We start from the raw sequence: 17397 nt of genomic DNA, 5'->3' as shown, positions 1-17397 counted from the left end.
CCCGGCTTCCTCCTGCCTGCGGGCTACTGACTCCAAATTCCTCATTAAAATCCAGTGCCTGTGGGCACTTTCGATATGAAAAAGTCTTTTCTGGCACTAATGGGCGTGGGCCTGTTGCTGTCGTCTTCCGGTTGCAAAGACATCCTGGAAGAAGATCCGCGCTCCGTACTGGTTCCTTCGTTCCTGGGCACGCCCCAGGGCATTGAGGCGGGCCTGACCGGGGTGTACTCCGGCATGCGCAACATTTACGGCAACGAGCAGGGCATGTTCATGGCCGTTACCGGTACCGATGAGTATATGCGCGGCATTGCCACGCAGGACGGCCTCGACGAGTACAACCGCGGCGGCGGCTTCGGGCCGGCCTCGGGCGTGTTCACGAACCAGTGGAACATCATCTACCGCTACATCAACGACGCTAACGGCGTGCTGAAGTATTCGGCCTCGGTGCAAGGCATGGCACCGGCCCGCCTGCAGCAGATTGTGGCCGAAACCAAACTGCTGCGCGCCCAATACTACTTCCTGCTGGTGCGCTACTGGGGCGATGTGCCGCTGATGCTCAGCTTTGTGGAAACGCCCACCAAGGCAATCAGCCGCGCCCCCATTGCCGACGTGTACAATGCCATCGTGCAGGACCTGAACGACGCCCTCGCCGGCCTGCCCGACCAGACCGCCGGCTTTGCGGGCGTGCCCAATACCGGCCGCGTAACCCGCGCCACGGCCCTGCACCTGCTGGCCAAAGTGCACCTGACCCGCGCCACCTCCTCGGCCCGCCAGGCCGATGACTACGCCAAGGCCAAGCAGTACTCGGAGGACCTGATTACCAACCGCGCCCGGTACGCCCGCGACCTGGAAGCCGACCCGGCCCAGGTATTTGCCGAAGGCAACGAGAACGGCAAGGAGATACTCTTTAACGTGCAGTACAACGCCGACGCCACCTTCTCGCAGACCGACCCCTTTAACGCCACCGGCGCCAACGTGTCGACCTTCCTGTTCCGCAGCCGCTACGACCTGGTGGGCAACATGGTGCGCGATATTCCCAACGGCCGCCCCTTCTCCCGTTTCGTACCCACGCCTTACCTGTTCAGCACCTACGTGCTGCCCGGCGAAAGCGGCCCCACGCTGCGCACCACCGATACGCGCTACAACAAGTGGTTTACCACGCTCTGGCGCGTAAACTCGCCCGGCAATAACGGCGGCAATGCCGCAGCCGTGCGCGGCGACACGGCCCTGTGGTACCCTGGCTACCAGCTCTCGGCTGCCCGCCTAGCGCGCATTGCCGGCCGCACGCCCGCCCCGTACCGTGTAATTCAGCCCAGCCAGTACACCACCGAGTATTACCCGGTGCTGAACAAATACGACGACACCCGCCGCGGCGGCGTGAACAACCCTTCCACGCGGCCCTTCATCGTGTACCGCCTGGCCGAAACCTACCTCATTGCGGCCGAGGCCAACATGTACCTGGGCAATCTGCCCCAGGCCGTGGCCCACATCAACACGGTGCGCGAGCGGGCCGCCGCCCCGGGGCGCCAGGCCCAGATGCGCATCACCGCCAGCCAGCTGAACATCGACTTCATTCTGGATGAGCGTACCCGCGAGTTGGCCGGGGAGCACACGCGCTGGCTGGACCTGGTGCGTACCGGCAAGTTGGTGGAGCGCGTGCAGGACGTAACCAAAGTGCCGCGCGTGCAAACCGTGCCGGGCGGCACCTACGGCTCGGCGGCCGGAGCTAACATCCAGGCCTGCTACATTCTGCGCCCCATTCCGCAACAGGAAATCGACCGCACCAGCGGCCTCATCCAACAGCAGAACGGCTGCTACTAAGCGCGGCGTACTGCCGCAGTCTGGTTGTTTCACCACCAGTTTGCGGCAGCGCTGCCAGCCAATGTAGCCGCTTACTATCCAGTGCACCAACCAATGAAAGCCAACCCTTACCTGTTTCTGCTAACCTTAAGTTGCCTGGTGCTGCCGTTGCGGCCCGCGCAGGCGGCCATCCGGCTGCCCCGCCTCATCGGCGACGGCATGGTGCTGCAGCGCGGTACGCCGGTGCAGGTGTGGGGTTGGGCCGATAAGGGCGAGGCGGTAGCCGTGAGCTTTCAGGGCAAAACCTACCGCGCCACTGCCGGTCCCGATGGCAAATGGCGCGTGCAGTTGCCCGCCCTAAAAGCCGGTGGCCCCTACGAAATGACGCTGAAAGGCAGCAACCAGCTCACGCTGCGCGATATTCTGGTGGGCGACGTGTGGGTATGCTCGGGGCAGTCGAACATGGAGCTGCCCATGGCGCGGGTGCGCGACAAGTACCCCGACGTGGTAGCCCAGGCCACCAACCCGCAAATTCGTCAGTTCGATGCGCCCACGCGCTACGCCGTGAGCGGTCCGCAGGCAGATTTGCCCTCGGGCCGCTGGACCGCGGCCACGCCGCAATCGGTGCTGCAGTTTACGGCCGTGGGCTACTTCTTCGCCCGTGAGCTGCACGCCAAATACAAAGTGCCCATCGGGCTGATTCGGGCCGCGGTGGGTGGTTCCCCGGCCGAGTCCTGGCTGAGCCCGGAGGCCCTAAAGGCTTTTCCGGCGTATCAGCAGCGCGCCCTGCAGCTCAAGGACAGTCTCACCAACGTGGCCCGCGTGCAGCAGCAGGAGCAGGCCACCAGCAACGCCTGGTACCGCCAGCTACGGCAGCAGGACCAGGGCTTTGCCAAAGGCCAAACGCCCTGGACTTCGCCCAGCCATAACGCCGCCGACTGGAAAACGATTAATATTCCCGGTTACTGGGCCGATCAGGGCTTGGGGCCGGTGAACGGTGTGGTGTGGTTCCGCAAGGAAGTGGAAGTACCGGCCGCCATGGCCGGGCAGCCGGCCCGGCTGGAGCTGGGCACCATCGTCGATGCCGACTCGGTGTACCTGAACGGGCAGTTTGTGGGCACGACTTCGTACCAGTACCCGCCGCGCAAGTACGATTTGCCCGCAGGCGTTCTGAAGCCGGGTAAAAACGTGCTGGTGGTGCGCGTCATCAACAGCAGCGGGCGCGGCGGCTTCACCTTGGATAAGCCCTACGAGCTGCGCGCCGGCGGCCAAACGCTGAATTTGCGCGGTCCGTGGCAGTACAAGCTGGGCGCCAGGGCCGAGCCGTTGGCTTCGTCCACCTTTTTTCAGTGGCAGCCCGGCGTGCTTTACAACGGCATGGTGGCGCCCATCGCGCCGTACACCGTGAAGGGCGTTATCTGGTACCAGGGCGAGTCGAACACCAAACAGCCCCGCGAGTACCAGCAGCTGTTTTCGGCCTTGATAACGGACTGGCGCCGCGCCTGGCAGCAGCCCAACCTGCCCTTTCTGTACGTGCAGCTGGCCAATTTTATGGAGGCCAAAGAGCAGCCCGCCGAAAGCAGCTGGGCCGAGCTGCGCGACCAGCAGCGCCGTACCCTGGCTGCCGTGCCGCACACGGCCATGGCCGTGGCCATCGATGCGGGCGAGTGGAACGACATTCACCCGCTCGACAAAGTCACCGTGGGGCAGCGCCTGGCGCTGGCTGCCCGGCGCGAAGCCTACGGCGAAACCGACGTAGCAGCCTCCGGGCCGCTCTACCAGGGCATGAAAGTGAACGGCAATAAAGTCACGCTCAGCTTCAGCAACACCGGCGGCGGCCTAACGGCCAAAGGCGGCGAGCTGCGGCACTTCGCCATTGCCGGACCCGATCAGCAATGGGTGTGGGCGCAGGCTCGCATCGAAGGCGACCAAGTGGTGGTATGGAACGAGCAGGTTACCAGCCCCGTAGCCGTGCGCTACGCCTGGGCCGATAACCCCCAGGGGGCCAACCTCTACAACCGGGCGGGCCTGCCGGCTTCGCCTTTTCGCACCGACAAATAAACGCGCCGCTCCCGGGCGCGACAAGTAACTGGCCCGCAAGGTGCCAGCCAGTGGCCTCCGCTTAAGGGGAGTACAGCCGAGGGCGTGCGAGGGAACACGCCCAGTGCCGAGCAACCGGCAAGCGTGCCCGCCATGGGCACGCGAGGTCCGGTGGCCGTGGGAAGGGTTCTTCGGCCACCGGGCTCGGCTGCCCCCGGCGTAGGTTGTTGCCAGGCCGGTTTGGGGAAGCCGCGCTGGTAGCTGGTAGTCTTCGGAAGTCGGGTTTGCCCGGTTTCCGGGGGCTGCCGGCCTTGCCAGTCTGCTCCCGTTCAGGTGCTGGCTTTATCGGCCCTCACGTTTCATTTTTCCGTCTCCCATGACCCGAAAAACCATTCTCTGTGCGGTGTTTGCGGTGGGCCAGGTAGTGGCATTTGCGCAGGCCCCGGCCACCGTGGCGCCGCTGTACCTCGACCCCAGTAAGTCGCTGAACGCCCGCGTGCGGGATTTCATGGCCCAGCTGACGCTGGAGGAAAAGGCCAGCCAGATGATGGACTACAGCGCGGCCATTCCGCGCCTGGGCGTACCTACATACAACTGGTGGAACGAGGCCCTGCACGGCGTGGGCCGCTCGGGCACGGCCACGGTGTTTCCGCAGGCCATTGCCCTGGGCGCCACCTTTGACGAAGACCTGGCCCTGCGCATGTCCACGGCCATATCCGACGAGGCCCGGGCCATGTACAATGCCGCTTCGGCCAAGGATTACCGCCTGAAATACGGCGGGCTTTCGTTCTGGACACCCAATGTGAATATCTTCCGCGACCCGCGCTGGGGCCGTGGGCAGGAAACCTACGGCGAAGACCCGTACCTGACTTCGCGCCTCGGCGTGGCTTTCGTGCGCGGGCTGCAGGGCAACGACCCCAAGCACCTGAAAGTGGCAGCCTGCGCCAAGCACTACGCCGTGCACAGCGGCCCCGAGAAACTGCGCCACGAGTTTAACGCCCTGGCTTCTCCGCAGGACCTGCGGGAAACCTATTTGCCCGCCTTTCAGGCGCTGGTGCAGGAGGCCAACGTGGAAGCCGTGATGTGCGCCTACAACGCCACCAACGGCGAGCCGTGCTGCTCGAATAAGTACCTGTTGCAGGATGTGCTGCGCAAGGAGTGGGGCTTCCGCGGCCACGTAGTAACCGACTGCGGAGCCCTGGAAGACTACTTTGCAGCATCCGGGCACAAAGTGGCCAAAAACGCCGCCGAAGCCTCGGCCATGGCCGTGAAAAGCGGAGTGAGTTTAAACTGCGGCAGCGAGTACAAAACCTTGCCCGCCGCCGTGCAGCAGGGCCTGGTTACCGAAGCGCAGGTAGACAGCGCGCTGGCCATCCTGTTGCGCACCCGCTTCAAGCTGGGCCTGTTCGACCCCAAAGGCGCGTCGCCCTACGATAACATTCCCGCCTCAGTAATTAACAGCGAGGCGCACCGGGCGCTGGCGAAGGAAGTGGCGCTGAAATCAATGGTGCTGCTCAAAAACAACGGCGCGCTGCCCCTGCGCAACGACCTGCCCAAGTACTACGTGTGCGGCCCCAACGCCAGCAGCCTCGACGCGCTCATCGGCAACTACTACGGCGTGAACCCGCGCATGACCACCATTCTGGAAGGGCTGGTGGCCGGTATTCAGCCCGGCAGCCAAATGCAGTACAAGCCCGGCATTTTGCTGGACCGGCCCAACGTGAACCCCATCGACTGGACCACCGGCGACGCGAAGAAATCGGACGCGACCATCGTGGTGCTGGGCATCACCGGTATGATTGAAGGGGAGGAGGGCGAGTCCATTGCCTCGCCCCACGCCGGCGACCGGCTCGACTACAACCTGCCCGCCAACCAGCTCGATTTTCTGCGCCGCCTGCGCAAGGGCAACGACAAGCCCATTATTGCGGTGGTTACCGGCGGCTCGCCCATGAACCTGCAGGAGGTGCACGAGCTGGCCGACGCGGTGCTGCTGGCCTGGTACCCCGGCGAGGAGGGCGGCAGCGCCGTAGCCGACATCGTCTTCGGCAAAGCCTCGCCCTCGGGCAAGCTGCCCATCACGTTCCCCATGTCGCTTGAGCAGCTGCCGGCCTACGAGGCATACGGCATGCAGGGGCGTACGTACCGCTACCAGGCCGCCGAACCGATGTATCCCTTCGGCTACGGACTCAGCTACGCCCGCTTCGAGTACGGCGCGCTGAAGCTGCCCCGGAAAGCGGCCAAAAACAAACCGGTGGAAGTGGAAGTCAGCGTGACCAACACCGGCAAGGTGGCGGGCGAAGAAGTGGTGCAGCTCTACCTAACGCACACCGCGCCCAAGGGCAGCCAAACGCCGCTGTACTCCCTGAAAAGCTTCCGCCGGGTGCAGCTGGCCCCGGGCGCCAGCCAAACGGTAAAGTTTACGCTCACGCCCGCGCAGCTGGCCCGCATTAACGCGCAGGGCCAGGCCGTGGCCCCGGCCGGTCCGGTTACGGTGGCCGTGGGTGGCGCCCTGCCCACGGCCCGCAGTCAGGCATTGGGCATCAGTCGGGCCGCCACGGCTCAGCTCACGGTGAGGTAGGCCTTTCGCAGCTCATCATCCGCATGCTTTTCAGAACCCCATTCAACCACCGGGGCCTTGCCGCTCCTCGCACCCATTTCCACAATCCATGAACAACACCACTACTCTTTGCCTGGCCCTGCTCGGACTCCTGAGCATCGGCAGCGCGGCGGCGCAGAACGCACCCGTGCTACAGCAGGCCGAAAGCGGCACGCTGGGCGCCGACTGGACCACGCCGCCCGCCCAGGCCGGTGTGCAGTACGTAACCATAACACCCACCGCCACCATTAACGCCCAGAACCCGGGCACGGCCGCCCGCGTCATCAGCTACGCGGTTACGTTCCCTGGCGCCGGCTCTTACGACCTGTACGCCCGCGTGCGGGTAAACGCCGGCGGGGCCAACGACGACAGCTTCTACTACGGCAACGGCTTCGGCACCAAGGCTCCCGCCGACGACAACGCCTGGATTACCGTGAATCAGCTGAACGCGGTGGGCTACGCCAGCGGCAGCGGCAACGTGGCGGTGGAAGGCGCCGGCGGCGCCGGCACGGGCGTGTGGAAGTGGATCAACCTGTCGCGCTTTAACGGCGGCGAAGTCCCCATCAGCTTTACCGTGGCGGCCGGCGGCCTCGCCCAGACCTTTCAGATTGGGGCCCGCGAAGACGGCCTGGACATCGACAAGCTGGTTTTCGGCCAGACCGGGCTGTATTTTACCCCCGATCAGTTCGACAACAACCAGCAGGGCAGCAGCACCCCGCCCGTAACGTTCACGCCCAGCGGGCCGCCCATGGCCCAGGGCAAGAGCAAGTTCTTGGGCGGCGTGTACAGCACTTCGCAGAAGCCGTTTTTCAACCGCTACTTCAACCAGGTAACGCCCGAAAACGCGGGCAAGTGGGGCTCGGTGGAAGCTACCCGCAACCAGATGAACTGGGCCGAGCTGGACTCGGCTTACAATCTGGCCCGGCGCAACGGCTTCCCGTTTAAAATGCACACCCTGATCTGGGGCCAGCAGCAGCCCATCTGGATTGAAACCCTCTCGCCGGCCGACCAGCTGGCGGAAATAAACGAGTGGTTTGCCGCCGTGGCCCAGCGCTACCCCAACATCGACCAGATTGAGGTGGTAAACGAGCCCACAAACGATTTGCCGCTCAACGGCTCGACCGGCAACAACGGCCCGAACAACCCCGGCGGGGGCGCCGGCAACTACTACAACGCCTTGGGCGGGGCCGGCACCACGGGCTGGGACTGGGTAATTACCTCGTTTCAACTGGCGCGCCAGTATTTCCCGAACTCCCAGCTGATGATCAACGACTACAGCGTTATCAACACCCAGGCCAACGCGCAGCGCTACCTGGGCATCGTGAACCTGCTGGTGCAGCGCAATCTGGTGGATGCCGTGGGCATTCAGGGCCATGCTTTTTCCACCCGCGGCGTGCCCGCGGCCACGCTGGCCAGCAACCTCACCTTGTTGGCCTCGGCTGGCAAGCCGCTCTACATTACCGAGCTGGATATTGACGGGGTGAACAGCGCGGGCCAGCTCGACGACGCGGTGCAACTGACCGAGTACCAGCGCATTTTCCCCACGCTTTGGGAGCATCCGGCCGTGCGGGGCATCACGCTTTGGGGCTACCGCCCCGGCCACTGGCGCACCACCCAGGTGGCCTACCTGGCCAATGCCGACAACACCGAACGCGCGGCGCTGGTGTGGCTGAAAAACTACGTGCGCACCACCGTACTCGGCACCCGGCAGCTGGCTGAAACGGCCGTGCGCATGTTCCCGAACCCCGCCGCCAACGGCCGCGTGAGCTTTACCGGCACCGCCGACCTGACGCGCCTGCGTATCACCGACCTGCGCGGCCGCGTGGTGCACGAGCAGGTACTGCATCGGCAGCCCAGCGTGGACCTGCTCCTGAAGTTGGCCGCCGGCCTCTACGTGGTGCAGCTCACCGAGCAAAATGGCGGCCTGATTACCAGTAAGCTGCTGGTGGAATAACCCTTTTTGGTGCCGGTTCTGGTTAATCTGGGCCGGAGCCAGGCTCCCCTCTTAACATGAAGCGCTTACCGCAAAAGCGGCTGACGAAAAGCGGGAAGTGATAAACCAACCGAAGGGCGGTTAACCGCCCGCCACCCGAAATGCCCTGTGGGAAACGGGCCGCGTAAGCCGGGAACCTCTGCTTAAAAAAGATGCATTTGGTGAGTGAAAAGCATCGGAAGAGAAAGTGGTGGAGGTGCCCGGTTTGCGTCGGCCGTGGGGTAACGCGGCAGCGTTGGCTTTGAAACGAATATGAAATCGACTCGCATACTTAAACAAACCGCCCACCGTGCGTTATTGGGCGGCTTGCTCATTGGCAGCACCACGCTGCTCAGCAGCCAGCGCCCCGCCCCCGATAAAGGCCTGAAGGACTATTATCGGGACTACTTCCCGGTGGGCGTGGCCGTGGGGCCGCAGAGCCTGCAAGGGGAGGAGGCCGCGCTGATTAAGGCTCAATTCAGCAGCGTGACGCCGGAAAACGCCATGAAAATGGGGCCCATTCACCCGGAGGAAAACCGCTACTACTGGCAGGATGCCGACGCCATCGTGAACTTTGCACAGGCCAACAAGCTGCGGGTGCGCGGTCATGCGCTGCTTTGGCACGAGCAAACCCCGGCTTGGCTGTTCAAAGACGCGCAGGGCAAGCCGGTATCGAAGGAAGTGCTGCTCAAGCGCCTGCAAGACCACATCACCACCGTGGTGAATCGTTACAAAGGCAAGGTGTACGCCTGGGATGTGGTGAACGAAGCCATTGCCGACAACCCCCAGGAGTTTCTGCGCGACACGGAGTGGTACCGCATCTGCGGCGAAGATTTCCTGGTAAAAGCCTTCGAGTACGCCCACGCCGCCGACCCGCAAGCCGTGCTTTTTTACAACGACTACAACACCGAGCGCCCCGAAAAGCGGGAGCGTATTTACCGCCTGCTCAAGAAACTCAAAGACGCCAAGGTGCCCGTGCACGGCGTGGGGCTGCAGGGGCACTGGTCGTTGCAGGAACCCACGGAAGCTGAGCTGCGCAAGGCCATTGAGCAATACGCTTCGCTGGGCCTGCAAGTGCAGATAACCGAGCTCGACGTGTCCATCTACCCCTGGGAAAAGGCGCGCCGCGCCAAGCGTCCGGGCGAGTCGGATGCGTACACGCCGGCGCTGGAACAGCAGCAGGCCGCGCAGTACAAGATGTTTTTTCGCGTGTTCCGCGACTACAAGCAGGTGCTCACCGGCGTCACGTTCTGGAACGTGTCGGACAAATATTCCTGGCTGGATACCTACCCGGTGGCCGGCCGCAAAAACTACCCCCTGCTCTTCGATCAGAACATGAAGCCCAAAAAGGCTTTTCAGGAAGTGGTGACGTTTTGATTTGAGAAGCTAGGAGTTTGAAGCTAGGAGCGCACTAAGCAGCTAGTACTAGTTCCCCTCCTCAGCTGACGCCCGAACGCGTGAGCGTGAAGGGGGCGAGCGTAGCTCTGGGCTAGGGGTGGTTGAATGATGTCTGAACGGTCATGTCGAGCTTGTCGAGACATCTCGCCCGATAGTATCTCTCTCGATTGGGTGTGCTATCTGGCATCAGCACGCGAGATGCCTCGACAAGCTCGACAAGACGTTCTTTCCCCTTGTTCTAGAGAAATCAACCACCACCAACCCAGAGCTACACTCGCCCCTTCACGCTCACGCGTTCGGGCGTCAGCTGAGGAGGGGAGTTAGTTCTAATAATAGGATTCCGTCCGTTTACCTTGCATTTCCATGCCCTTGCCTCGTCTTTCTGCCACTTCGTTATTGCGCTGGCTGCCGCTGCTGCTTCTGCTGCTCAGTAGCCTGCCGCTGCTGGCCCTGCCCACCGTACCCGGTTCGGAGGCTTACGTTTCGTCGGAGAAGGGCAAAGGCCGTTTTCCGCTGGTGGCCGGCGGCAAGGCCGCGCCGCTGTTTGCCAGCGCTCAGGACTGGCCCGGCGTGCTGCGCGCCGCCCGCGACCTGCAGGCCGATATCAACCGCGTGACCCAAAGGCAGCCGGCCTTAACGACCGACCAGGCGCCAGCCGGCAAGCAGGTGGTCATTATCGGTACCGTGGGCAAAAGCCCGCTTATCGATCAGCTGATCCGCGACCAAAAGCTGGACGCTACCGGGCTGGCCGGGAAGTGGGAAACCTTTGTGGTGCAAGCCATTAAGAAACCCATGGCCGGCGTAGACCGTGCCCTGGTGGTGGCCGGCAGCGACAAACGCGGCACCATTTACGGCCTCTACGACCTCTCGCAGCAAATGGGGGTGTCGCCGTGGTACTGGTGGGCTGATGTGCCGGTGGCACCGCAAAAGTCGCTGTACGTGCTGCCCGGCCGCCACACCCTGGGCGAGCCGAAAGTAAAGTACCGCGGAATTTTTATTAACGACGAAGCTCCCGCCCTGCAGGGCTGGGCGCAGGAGAAGTTCGGCGGCGTCAACTCAAAGATGTACGCCCACATGTTCGAGCTGATTTTGCGCCTCAAGGGAAACTATCTCTGGCCCGCCATGTGGGGCAACGCCTTCAGCGCCGACGACCCGCAAAACCCCGCACTGGCCGACGAATACGGCATTGTAATGGGCACCTCCCACCACGAGCCGCTTACCCGCGCCCACGACGAGTGGCGCCGCTTCGGCAAAGGCCCTTGGAACTACCAAACCAACGCCGAGGCGCTGCGCGCGTTTTGGCGCGGCGGCATGGAGCGCATGGGCCAGCGCGAAAACATCGTGAGCATTGGCATGCGCGGCGACGGCGACGAGCCCATGAGCGAGGAAAGCAACATTGCTCTGCTGGAACGCATTGTGACCGACCAGCGCCGCATCATCGCCGAAACCACCGGCAAACCCGCCGAGCAAACGCCTCAGCTTTGGGCGCTCTACAAGGAAGTGCAGGACTACTACGACCGCGGCATGCGCGTACCCGACGACGTGACCCTACTGCTTTGCGACGACAACTGGGGCAACATCCGCAAGCTACCCAAGCTGGGAGAGAAGCCCCGCGCCGGCGGCTACGGCATCTACTACCACTTCGACTACGTGGGCGGCCCGCGCAACTACAAGTGGCTGAACACGAACCCGCTGCCGCGCATCTGGGAGCAGATGCACCTGGCCCACGCTTACGGCGCCGACCGCATCTGGATTGTGAACGTGGGCGACCTGAAGCCTATGGAGTTTCCCATCAGCTTCTTCCTCGATTACGCCTGGAACCCCGACAAGTGGCCCGCCAGCAGCCTGGAGCGCTACCACCGCGAGTGGGCCGCCGCGCAGTTTGGCGCTAAGCACGCCGCCGGCATTGCCGACATCCTGGCTAAATACGCCAAGTACAACGCGCGCCGAAAACCTGAGCTGCTGGACCAAAATACTTTCAGCCTGACCAACTACAACGAGTGGCCCACCGTGGTGGCCGACTGGCAACAGCTCCTGATCCAGGCCGAGCAGATAAACCAGCAGCTGCCCGCGCAGTACCGCGACGCCTACTTTCAGCTGGTGCTGCACCCGGTGCTGGCCGGCGCTAACCTCAACGAGCTGTACTACACGGTGGCCCTGAACCACGATGCCGCTAAAAAGGGTCAGGCCAATACCAATGCAATGGCTGAAAAGGCGAAGGCGCTGTTTGCCAAGGACGCCGAAATCAAGCAGCGCTACCACGCCCTGGCCGGCGGCAAGTGGAACCACATGATGGACCAGACGCACATCGGCTACACGTATTGGCAGCAGCCGCCCGTGGATAAGATGCCGGAGGTGGTGACGCTGCCGCCCGATAAAATCAAGGCACTGGTGGAGCCCACCGTTTCGGCCGCCGTAACCAAGCCGGGTGGCAAGCTGCCCGCTGCGGGCAGCGGCTTCCTAGAAACCGATGGCTACGTGAGCATCGAGGCCGAGCATTACGACAAGGCGGTAAACGGCGGCGGGGCCACCTGGCAGGTTATTCCCGACCTGGGCCGTACGCTTTCCGGCGTAACCGTAATGCCCCCCATGGTGGGCAGCCCGACGCCGGGCGGCAACACGCCCCACCTGGAATACCGCGTGCAGCTCAGCACCACTGCGCCCCTGACCGTGCAGGCGTATTTCTCCCCAACGCTGGACTTCAAAAACCAGGGCGGCCTGCGCTACGCCGTAAGCTTCGACGACGAAGCGCCGCAGCTCATCAACCTGCACACCGGTATGGTGGCCGACAACGGCAACCGCCCCTGGGAGCAGGCCGTGGCCCAGAACATCATTATCAAAACCTCACAGCATCGGCTCAGCAAGCCCGGCGAGCATACGCTCAAGTTCTGGCTCGTCGACCCCGGCGTGGTGCTGCAGAAACTCGTTATTGATTGTGGCGGGCTGAAGCCCAGCTACCTGGGGCCGCCGGAAAGCCCCCGCGGCGCGGCCTCGCCCAAGGTCATTGAAAGCAAGGGAAGCGTGGGGCAGCGTTAAAAAGCCCGCGCCCGCGCCTGCTCCGGGCCGCAGGATACGGGAAGCGGGCGCACGGCCCAGTTAATTACAGGCGAAAACAGCACCGGCGGCCACATTAGCCGCCGGTGCTGTTCGGGTTAGGTTATTCGTCGATGGCGGGCAGCACCAGCATGGGTACCGGGCAGGCGCGCAGCATGCGGTTTGTGACGCTGCGGTGGAACATTTCGCTCAGGAAACTCCGGCGCCGGGCCACCAGAACTACCATGTTGGCCGCCGTAAGGGTTACGGCTTTCAGCAGGCCCTGTACCGGGTAAGCGTCGTGAATGGCTTCCAGGGTGGTGTGGCGGGCGGTATTGGCCAGGCCGCTGGCTTTTACCTGGTGCAGCGCCGCGGTAAGTCCGCGGTCGGCTTCGCTGGCCGATACCGTTACCACCGTCATGCGGGGCTCGGCTTCGGCCAGGAGTTGCAGGGCGGCAGCGGGCTTATCGAGCGTGAACGGTTCGCCGTCGGCAGCCACCATTACCTGGGTGGGCGTAACGGGGCCGTGGTAGGTTTCGGGGACCAGAATCAGGGGGAAGTGCGCGCTGCGGAGCACGTCCAGCACAGCATCGGCTACGCCCTCATTCTCCGTAGATTCGTTGGAGCGGCCCAGCACGAACACGGCCGGGGCGTAGCGGGCGGCCAGCTCGGCGGCGGTGCTCAGCTGCAGATCCGGGGCCAGCTCCACGCTGGTGGGCACGTACACTTCATCGGCCAGGGCCTGCACGGCCACCAGCAGGTCGCCTTCGCGTTCGTCTTCCGTCAGCAATTCCCCTTCCAGCTCCGATACGTTGCGCACGTGCAGCAGCACCAGCTGGGCCCCCAGGGGCGCAGCTAACTCGGCCGCGTACCGAATGGCTTGGCGGGCCGCCGGGAAAAAGTTGGTCAGTACAATCAGGGACAGGACGGGCTTGTCGGCGGCGGGTACGGACGAAGGCATGGATTGGACCAGATTGAGCGACATGGCGGTTGACGTTTTAAGGTAAGGAGCTGAGTGGAGGAGGCTTGAATTCGGGAGCGTGGCCGGCCACTGGCTTCGGCGTCGGCAGGCCCGTTTCTGAAGCAAAAATGGCGGATGGGCGAGGCGAAAGGAATGATTTATATCATCTGGCTACCCAATAAACGTCAGGTCTTTGCCGGGCCGTGGCGGCCGTCGGCGCTAAAAAGCCCGGCCGGCCCCGCGCACAAAGTGCGGAGGCCGGCCGGGCGAATGTGGGTAGCGCCTGGGTAGCGGTTTGGGCAACCTGCGGGGAGTGCGGTTTAGCGGGTGCGCTTGCGGCGCAGGTCCAGGTAATCGAGGTAGTACAGCACCTTCACCGACAGGGAGTTGTTGTGCGGCGTGTTTATGGTGTTGTTGAAATTGTTGAAGTACTGCGGCGTGGCTTCTTCGGCCAGTAAATACGTGGAACCCGCGTTTTTCCAGACGATACTCACCTGCGAGCCGGGCGCAAACCACCACGAGTACACCGCGTCCACGTTGAAGGCGTTGTAGGTGTTGTCGCGGTTGCGGCGGTAGTCGATCAGCTCTTCGTAGCCGCCGGGCGTGAGGCGCGCAAAATCGGCGTAGCGCACGTTGCTGGTGTAGTGCCGCGCCCGCAGCGTAAACGACATGCGGTTGGTGAACGTGTAGGCCACCGACAGCACGTTCGAGACCGTGGCCACGTCGCGACGGCCCAGCACCACCTGGCCCCGGAAAGGCTCATCGAGCGACTCGGTGCTGCTCATGCCGCCGTTCACGTAGCCAATCTGGTTGTTTTGCAGGCTCCAGTCGATGTTGTAACGGAACGTGAGGTGGTCGTTCACGCGGTAGCGGGGGTAGGCCCCGAAGCTGTAGCGCGTGCGCCGTTCGCGGGGCAGCCGTTCGTCGAGGCCGTACACGCGGGCGCCCACGTTCCAGTTCAGCTGAAATTTCTTGCGCGGGTCCATGTTGATGAAATACACCAAGCTCGTGCTGCCGGGCACGCGCACGTAATACTCGCCCAGTGGGTACTGGCGGGGCTCGTAAAAATCATGGTTCCTGGGGTCCACGTTAAAGTCGAACCCCATTTGTAGGAAGCTTTTGGTAAAGGTGGTGTTGGCGCCCAGGTAGTAGCCCATGTTCTGGTAGCGTGTGGGCTTGTAGAGCAGGCTATGGTTCAGCTCGCCGAACATGTTCAGGTTGTTGACCTTCCAAAACGGCTTGTAAATCCGGTACGCCGCGTACATCGACTGCGAGATGTTGTTGTTGCCGAACAGAATGCCCAAATCGTTCGGGTTGTAGGTATCCGACTCGATGCGGTGGTTCAGGCCCCAGGTGAATTTGCCGCTGGTTTTGCCCACCCCAATGGTGTATTTGTAGCCGTCCTGGTCGTTGATTTCCTGCTCGGAATTGAAGGCCGTGCCGCGGCGGCGCGAGTACACCACGCTGCCATCCACGGCGTAGGTGTTCTTTTTGTTAGCGAAGCGGAACAGGCCGCCGGTCACGTTGGCGTCGTAGGTGCGGCCCCACCGCGTAACGTTGGTGTTGACGAGCGAAACGTAGGAGTTGTTTTTCAGGCTCTGGTCGAGCACCGCAATGCTGTAGTTCGAGAACGGCTGGGTCAGTACCTCGCGTTCTTCGCCGCTTTCCTTGTGCCGCACGGTGGCGTACACGTCGTTGCTGAGCGCGTTAAACACGCCAATGCCCAAGCCCTTGCTGGTACGGCCCGATACTTTGGTGGCATTCAGCAGGCGCGTTTCGGCCGGGTTGCGCACCACTTTGGTGGAGTCGGTATCGGAGAGGCCGTAGTAACCAATGGGGGTGGCGCCCACGCGGCGGGAGTAGAATAGGTTGCCCTTGTTGAAGAGCTCCGTGCCCTCGGTGAAAAACTGCCGGTTCTCGTTGAACTGCACCTCGAAAGGCGAAAGGTTGAGTACCTGGTTGTCGCTCTGTACTTGCCCGAAGTCGGGTACGAGCGTGGCGTCCAAGGTGAAGCTCTCGTTGATACCCCACTTCACATCGGCCCCGCCGTTAAAGCTGGTGGTGGTGCGTCGGGTGCCTTCTTTGTGCAGCGGATCGTCGTTTACGTAGCTGGAAACGTAGGGCGTGAGCGAGAGGCGCAGCGGCGGGGTGATGTCGCGCACGCCCGTCAGCTCACCCCACTGGTTTACGAAACCATTTACTTCGGGCTTCACCTCGTTCCAGAAGAAGGCTTGGTTTTCCTTTTTTCGCTGGCGCATGAAGTTCAAGCCCCAGCGCTGCTCGGGCTGGTTGCTGAAGCGGATGGCCGAATACGGTATGCGCAGCTCGGCTACCCAGTCGGTGCCTTGCAGGCTGGTTCTGGAGTCCCACACGGCGTTCCAGTTAAAGTCCTCCCCGCCGGCGGGCGAGTAGCGCGCGTCCATCTGCACCCCGCCTGTGGTCACGAAAAAGCCGTAGCCGTTGAGCTTGTCGGCGTACGTGTCGAGGAAAATGCCGATAAAATCGGTGTTGCCGAAGTTGTCGCGGGCCGTGAATTCGCGCAAAATCGAGTCGGGGCTCACGTCGTGCATAATGGCGCCCACGTACAGATTGGCGTCGTCGTAGAGGATGCGCACTTCCGTTTTGTGCCGCTCGGGCGGGCCGGGGTTGGGCCGGTTCTGAATAAAATCGGTGGCCGCGCCCGCCTGCTGCCAGGCCGCCTCGTCCAGCACCCCGTCGAGCTTGATGCCCCCGCTGATGCGCACCGCCGCCAGCTGCTTTTTCGGCGCCAGCGCGGCTTCGGGTTTCGCGGTAACGGTGGGCGTTTGGCCGGCGGCCAGCCCCAGGCCAGCTCCGAAGGCAATCAGCAGCGAAACAAGACGTAGCGTAAGGGTAGCGGACATAACGAATGCAATTGAAAGAGAGGGTTTTGGAGAAGGCGACAGGCCGTGCCGGCTGCCTAGAGGTTCGCGGCCGGCAAGGGCACAACGGGGCAGCCGGCGCCGAAATCGGGCGGTAGAGAGGATGCAGAACAGGTAGGCGCCGCGTTGCCGGGCAAGCCGGGCGCTTAGCCCATGCTAAGCCGGCGGGAAAGGGGCATTTGCGGTAAGCAGGAGAAGGGCGTCAGCGAATCCAACGAAAAGGGGAGTTGGGAATTTTCGGCTGTGGACACCGCACTAAACCGAGAAGGTTACAAGCTTGGTAAAAATAATTTCGCAGGTGAAGCCGCCTGCTGCTATTGTGGCTAGGCTATGCCTTGGTATACAGATGGTTACTGCGCTTTTGTGGCAGCCTGGGCCGCGGCCCGAATGCGGGTTTGCTTCGAGCGAAAGCGCAGCCAGCCGGCCACGGCCACGGCCACTCCCACAGGCACCAGCACGGCGCCCACCCACACGTACAAATGCCCGCGGAAAAACTGCATCAGCGAAAAACCGGCCACGACCAGCGTAAGGGCCGAGCGCAAATACGCCAGCAGCGTCCGTTCGTTAGCCAGCTTGGTGCGTTCCAGCGCCAGTTGGTCGCGCAGGTCCAGCGGCAGGGTGGGGTTTAGCGGGGAAGTGGGGTACATGCGGGCCAAAGCAATAACGTGGGGCAGAAAGCGAATTACGCTCGGGGGCT

The 17397-nt window shown here is 63.0% G+C and carries 9 protein-coding genes; 6 read left to right on the top strand and 3 right to left on the bottom strand.

Going from position 1 to position 17397, the window contains the following annotated elements; genetic code table 11:
* Nucleotides 1-75 precede the first annotated feature (75 nt).
* From ABD903_RS10170 to ABD903_RS10145, 6 genes are all read left to right on the top strand, one after another.
* Complete coding sequence (locus tag ABD903_RS10170; protein ID WP_345223858.1) at nt 76-1821, top strand: RagB/SusD family nutrient uptake outer membrane protein; 1746 nt, start codon at nt 76-78, stop codon at nt 1819-1821.
* A 93-nt stretch (nt 1822-1914) separates the two neighbouring features.
* Nucleotides 1915-3861 carry a sialate O-acetylesterase gene (locus tag ABD903_RS10165; RefSeq protein ID WP_345223856.1) on the top strand — a complete coding sequence of 649 codons (1947 nt, stop codon included), beginning with the start codon at nt 1915-1917 and terminating at the stop codon, nt 3859-3861.
* Between the two features lie 355 nt (nt 3862-4216).
* Nucleotides 4217-6418 carry a glycoside hydrolase family 3 N-terminal domain-containing protein gene (locus ABD903_RS10160; protein ID WP_345223855.1) on the top strand — a complete coding sequence of 734 codons (2202 nt, stop codon included), beginning with the start codon at nt 4217-4219 and terminating at the stop codon, nt 6416-6418.
* 88 nt (nt 6419-6506) lie between these two features.
* Nucleotides 6507-8390 (top strand): endo-1,4-beta-xylanase, encoded by a 1884-nt coding sequence (locus tag ABD903_RS10155; RefSeq protein ID WP_345223853.1) that lies wholly within the window; start codon nt 6507-6509, stop codon nt 8388-8390.
* Nucleotides 8391-8681: 291 nt separating this feature from the next.
* Nucleotides 8682-9785 carry an endo-1,4-beta-xylanase gene (locus tag ABD903_RS10150; protein WP_345223851.1) on the top strand — a complete coding sequence of 368 codons (1104 nt, stop codon included), beginning with the start codon at nt 8682-8684 and terminating at the stop codon, nt 9783-9785.
* 384 nt (nt 9786-10169) lie between these two features.
* Nucleotides 10170-12842 (top strand): glycosyl hydrolase 115 family protein, encoded by a 2673-nt coding sequence (locus ABD903_RS10145; protein ID WP_345223850.1) that lies wholly within the window; start codon nt 10170-10172, stop codon nt 12840-12842.
* 121 nt (nt 12843-12963) lie between these two features.
* Here the strand turns inward: ABD903_RS10145 and ABD903_RS10140 are convergent, their stop codons facing one another.
* The 3 genes from ABD903_RS10140 to ABD903_RS10130 form a co-directional block, all read right to left on the bottom strand.
* A complete protein-coding gene (locus tag ABD903_RS10140; protein WP_345223848.1) occupies nt 12964-13800 on the bottom strand; it encodes a universal stress protein in 837 nt (278 codons plus the stop codon).
* 320 nt (nt 13801-14120) lie between these two features.
* The gene (locus ABD903_RS10135; protein WP_345223846.1) at nt 14121-16682 is read right to left on the bottom strand and encodes a DUF5916 domain-containing protein; all 2562 of its coding nucleotides are present in this window, start codon (nt 16680-16682) and stop codon (nt 14121-14123) included.
* Between the two features lie 368 nt (nt 16683-17050).
* Nucleotides 17051-17347 carry a DUF202 domain-containing protein gene (locus tag ABD903_RS10130; RefSeq protein ID WP_345223844.1) on the bottom strand — a complete coding sequence of 99 codons (297 nt, stop codon included), beginning with the start codon at nt 17345-17347 and terminating at the stop codon, nt 17051-17053.
* Between the last annotated feature and the right edge of the window lie 50 nt (nt 17348-17397).

Origin of the sequence: Hymenobacter koreensis (assembly GCF_039541855.1) — a bacterium.
GTDB lineage: Bacteria > Bacteroidota > Bacteroidia > Cytophagales > Hymenobacteraceae > Solirubrum > Solirubrum koreensis.
The sequence above is the reverse complement of the archived record's forward strand: the minus strand, read 5'-3'. Positions and strand labels throughout refer to the sequence as shown.

Bases quoted from the DNA above. Each gene is read 5' to 3' on its own strand.
- ABD903_RS10170 (WP_345223858.1), top strand. From the start codon at position 76: ATGAAAAAGTCTTTTCTGGCACTAATGGGCGTGGGCCTGTTGCTGTCG.
- ABD903_RS10165 (WP_345223856.1), top strand. From the start codon at position 1,915: ATGAAAGCCAACCCTTACCTGTTTCTGCTAACCTTAAGTTGCCTGGTG.
- ABD903_RS10160 (WP_345223855.1), top strand. From the start codon at position 4,217: ATGACCCGAAAAACCATTCTCTGTGCGGTGTTTGCGGTGGGCCAGGTA.
- ABD903_RS10155 (WP_345223853.1), top strand. From the start codon at position 6,507: ATGAACAACACCACTACTCTTTGCCTGGCCCTGCTCGGACTCCTGAGC.
- ABD903_RS10150 (WP_345223851.1), top strand. From the start codon at position 8,682: ATGAAATCGACTCGCATACTTAAACAAACCGCCCACCGTGCGTTATTG.
- ABD903_RS10145 (WP_345223850.1), top strand. From the start codon at position 10,170: ATGCCCTTGCCTCGTCTTTCTGCCACTTCGTTATTGCGCTGGCTGCCG.
- ABD903_RS10140 (WP_345223848.1), bottom strand. From the start codon at position 13,800: ATGCCTTCGTCCGTACCCGCCGCCGACAAGCCCGTCCTGTCCCTGATT.
- ABD903_RS10135 (WP_345223846.1), bottom strand. From the start codon at position 16,682: ATGTCCGCTACCCTTACGCTACGTCTTGTTTCGCTGCTGATTGCCTTC.
- ABD903_RS10130 (WP_345223844.1), bottom strand. From the start codon at position 17,347: ATGTACCCCACTTCCCCGCTAAACCCCACCCTGCCGCTGGACCTGCGC.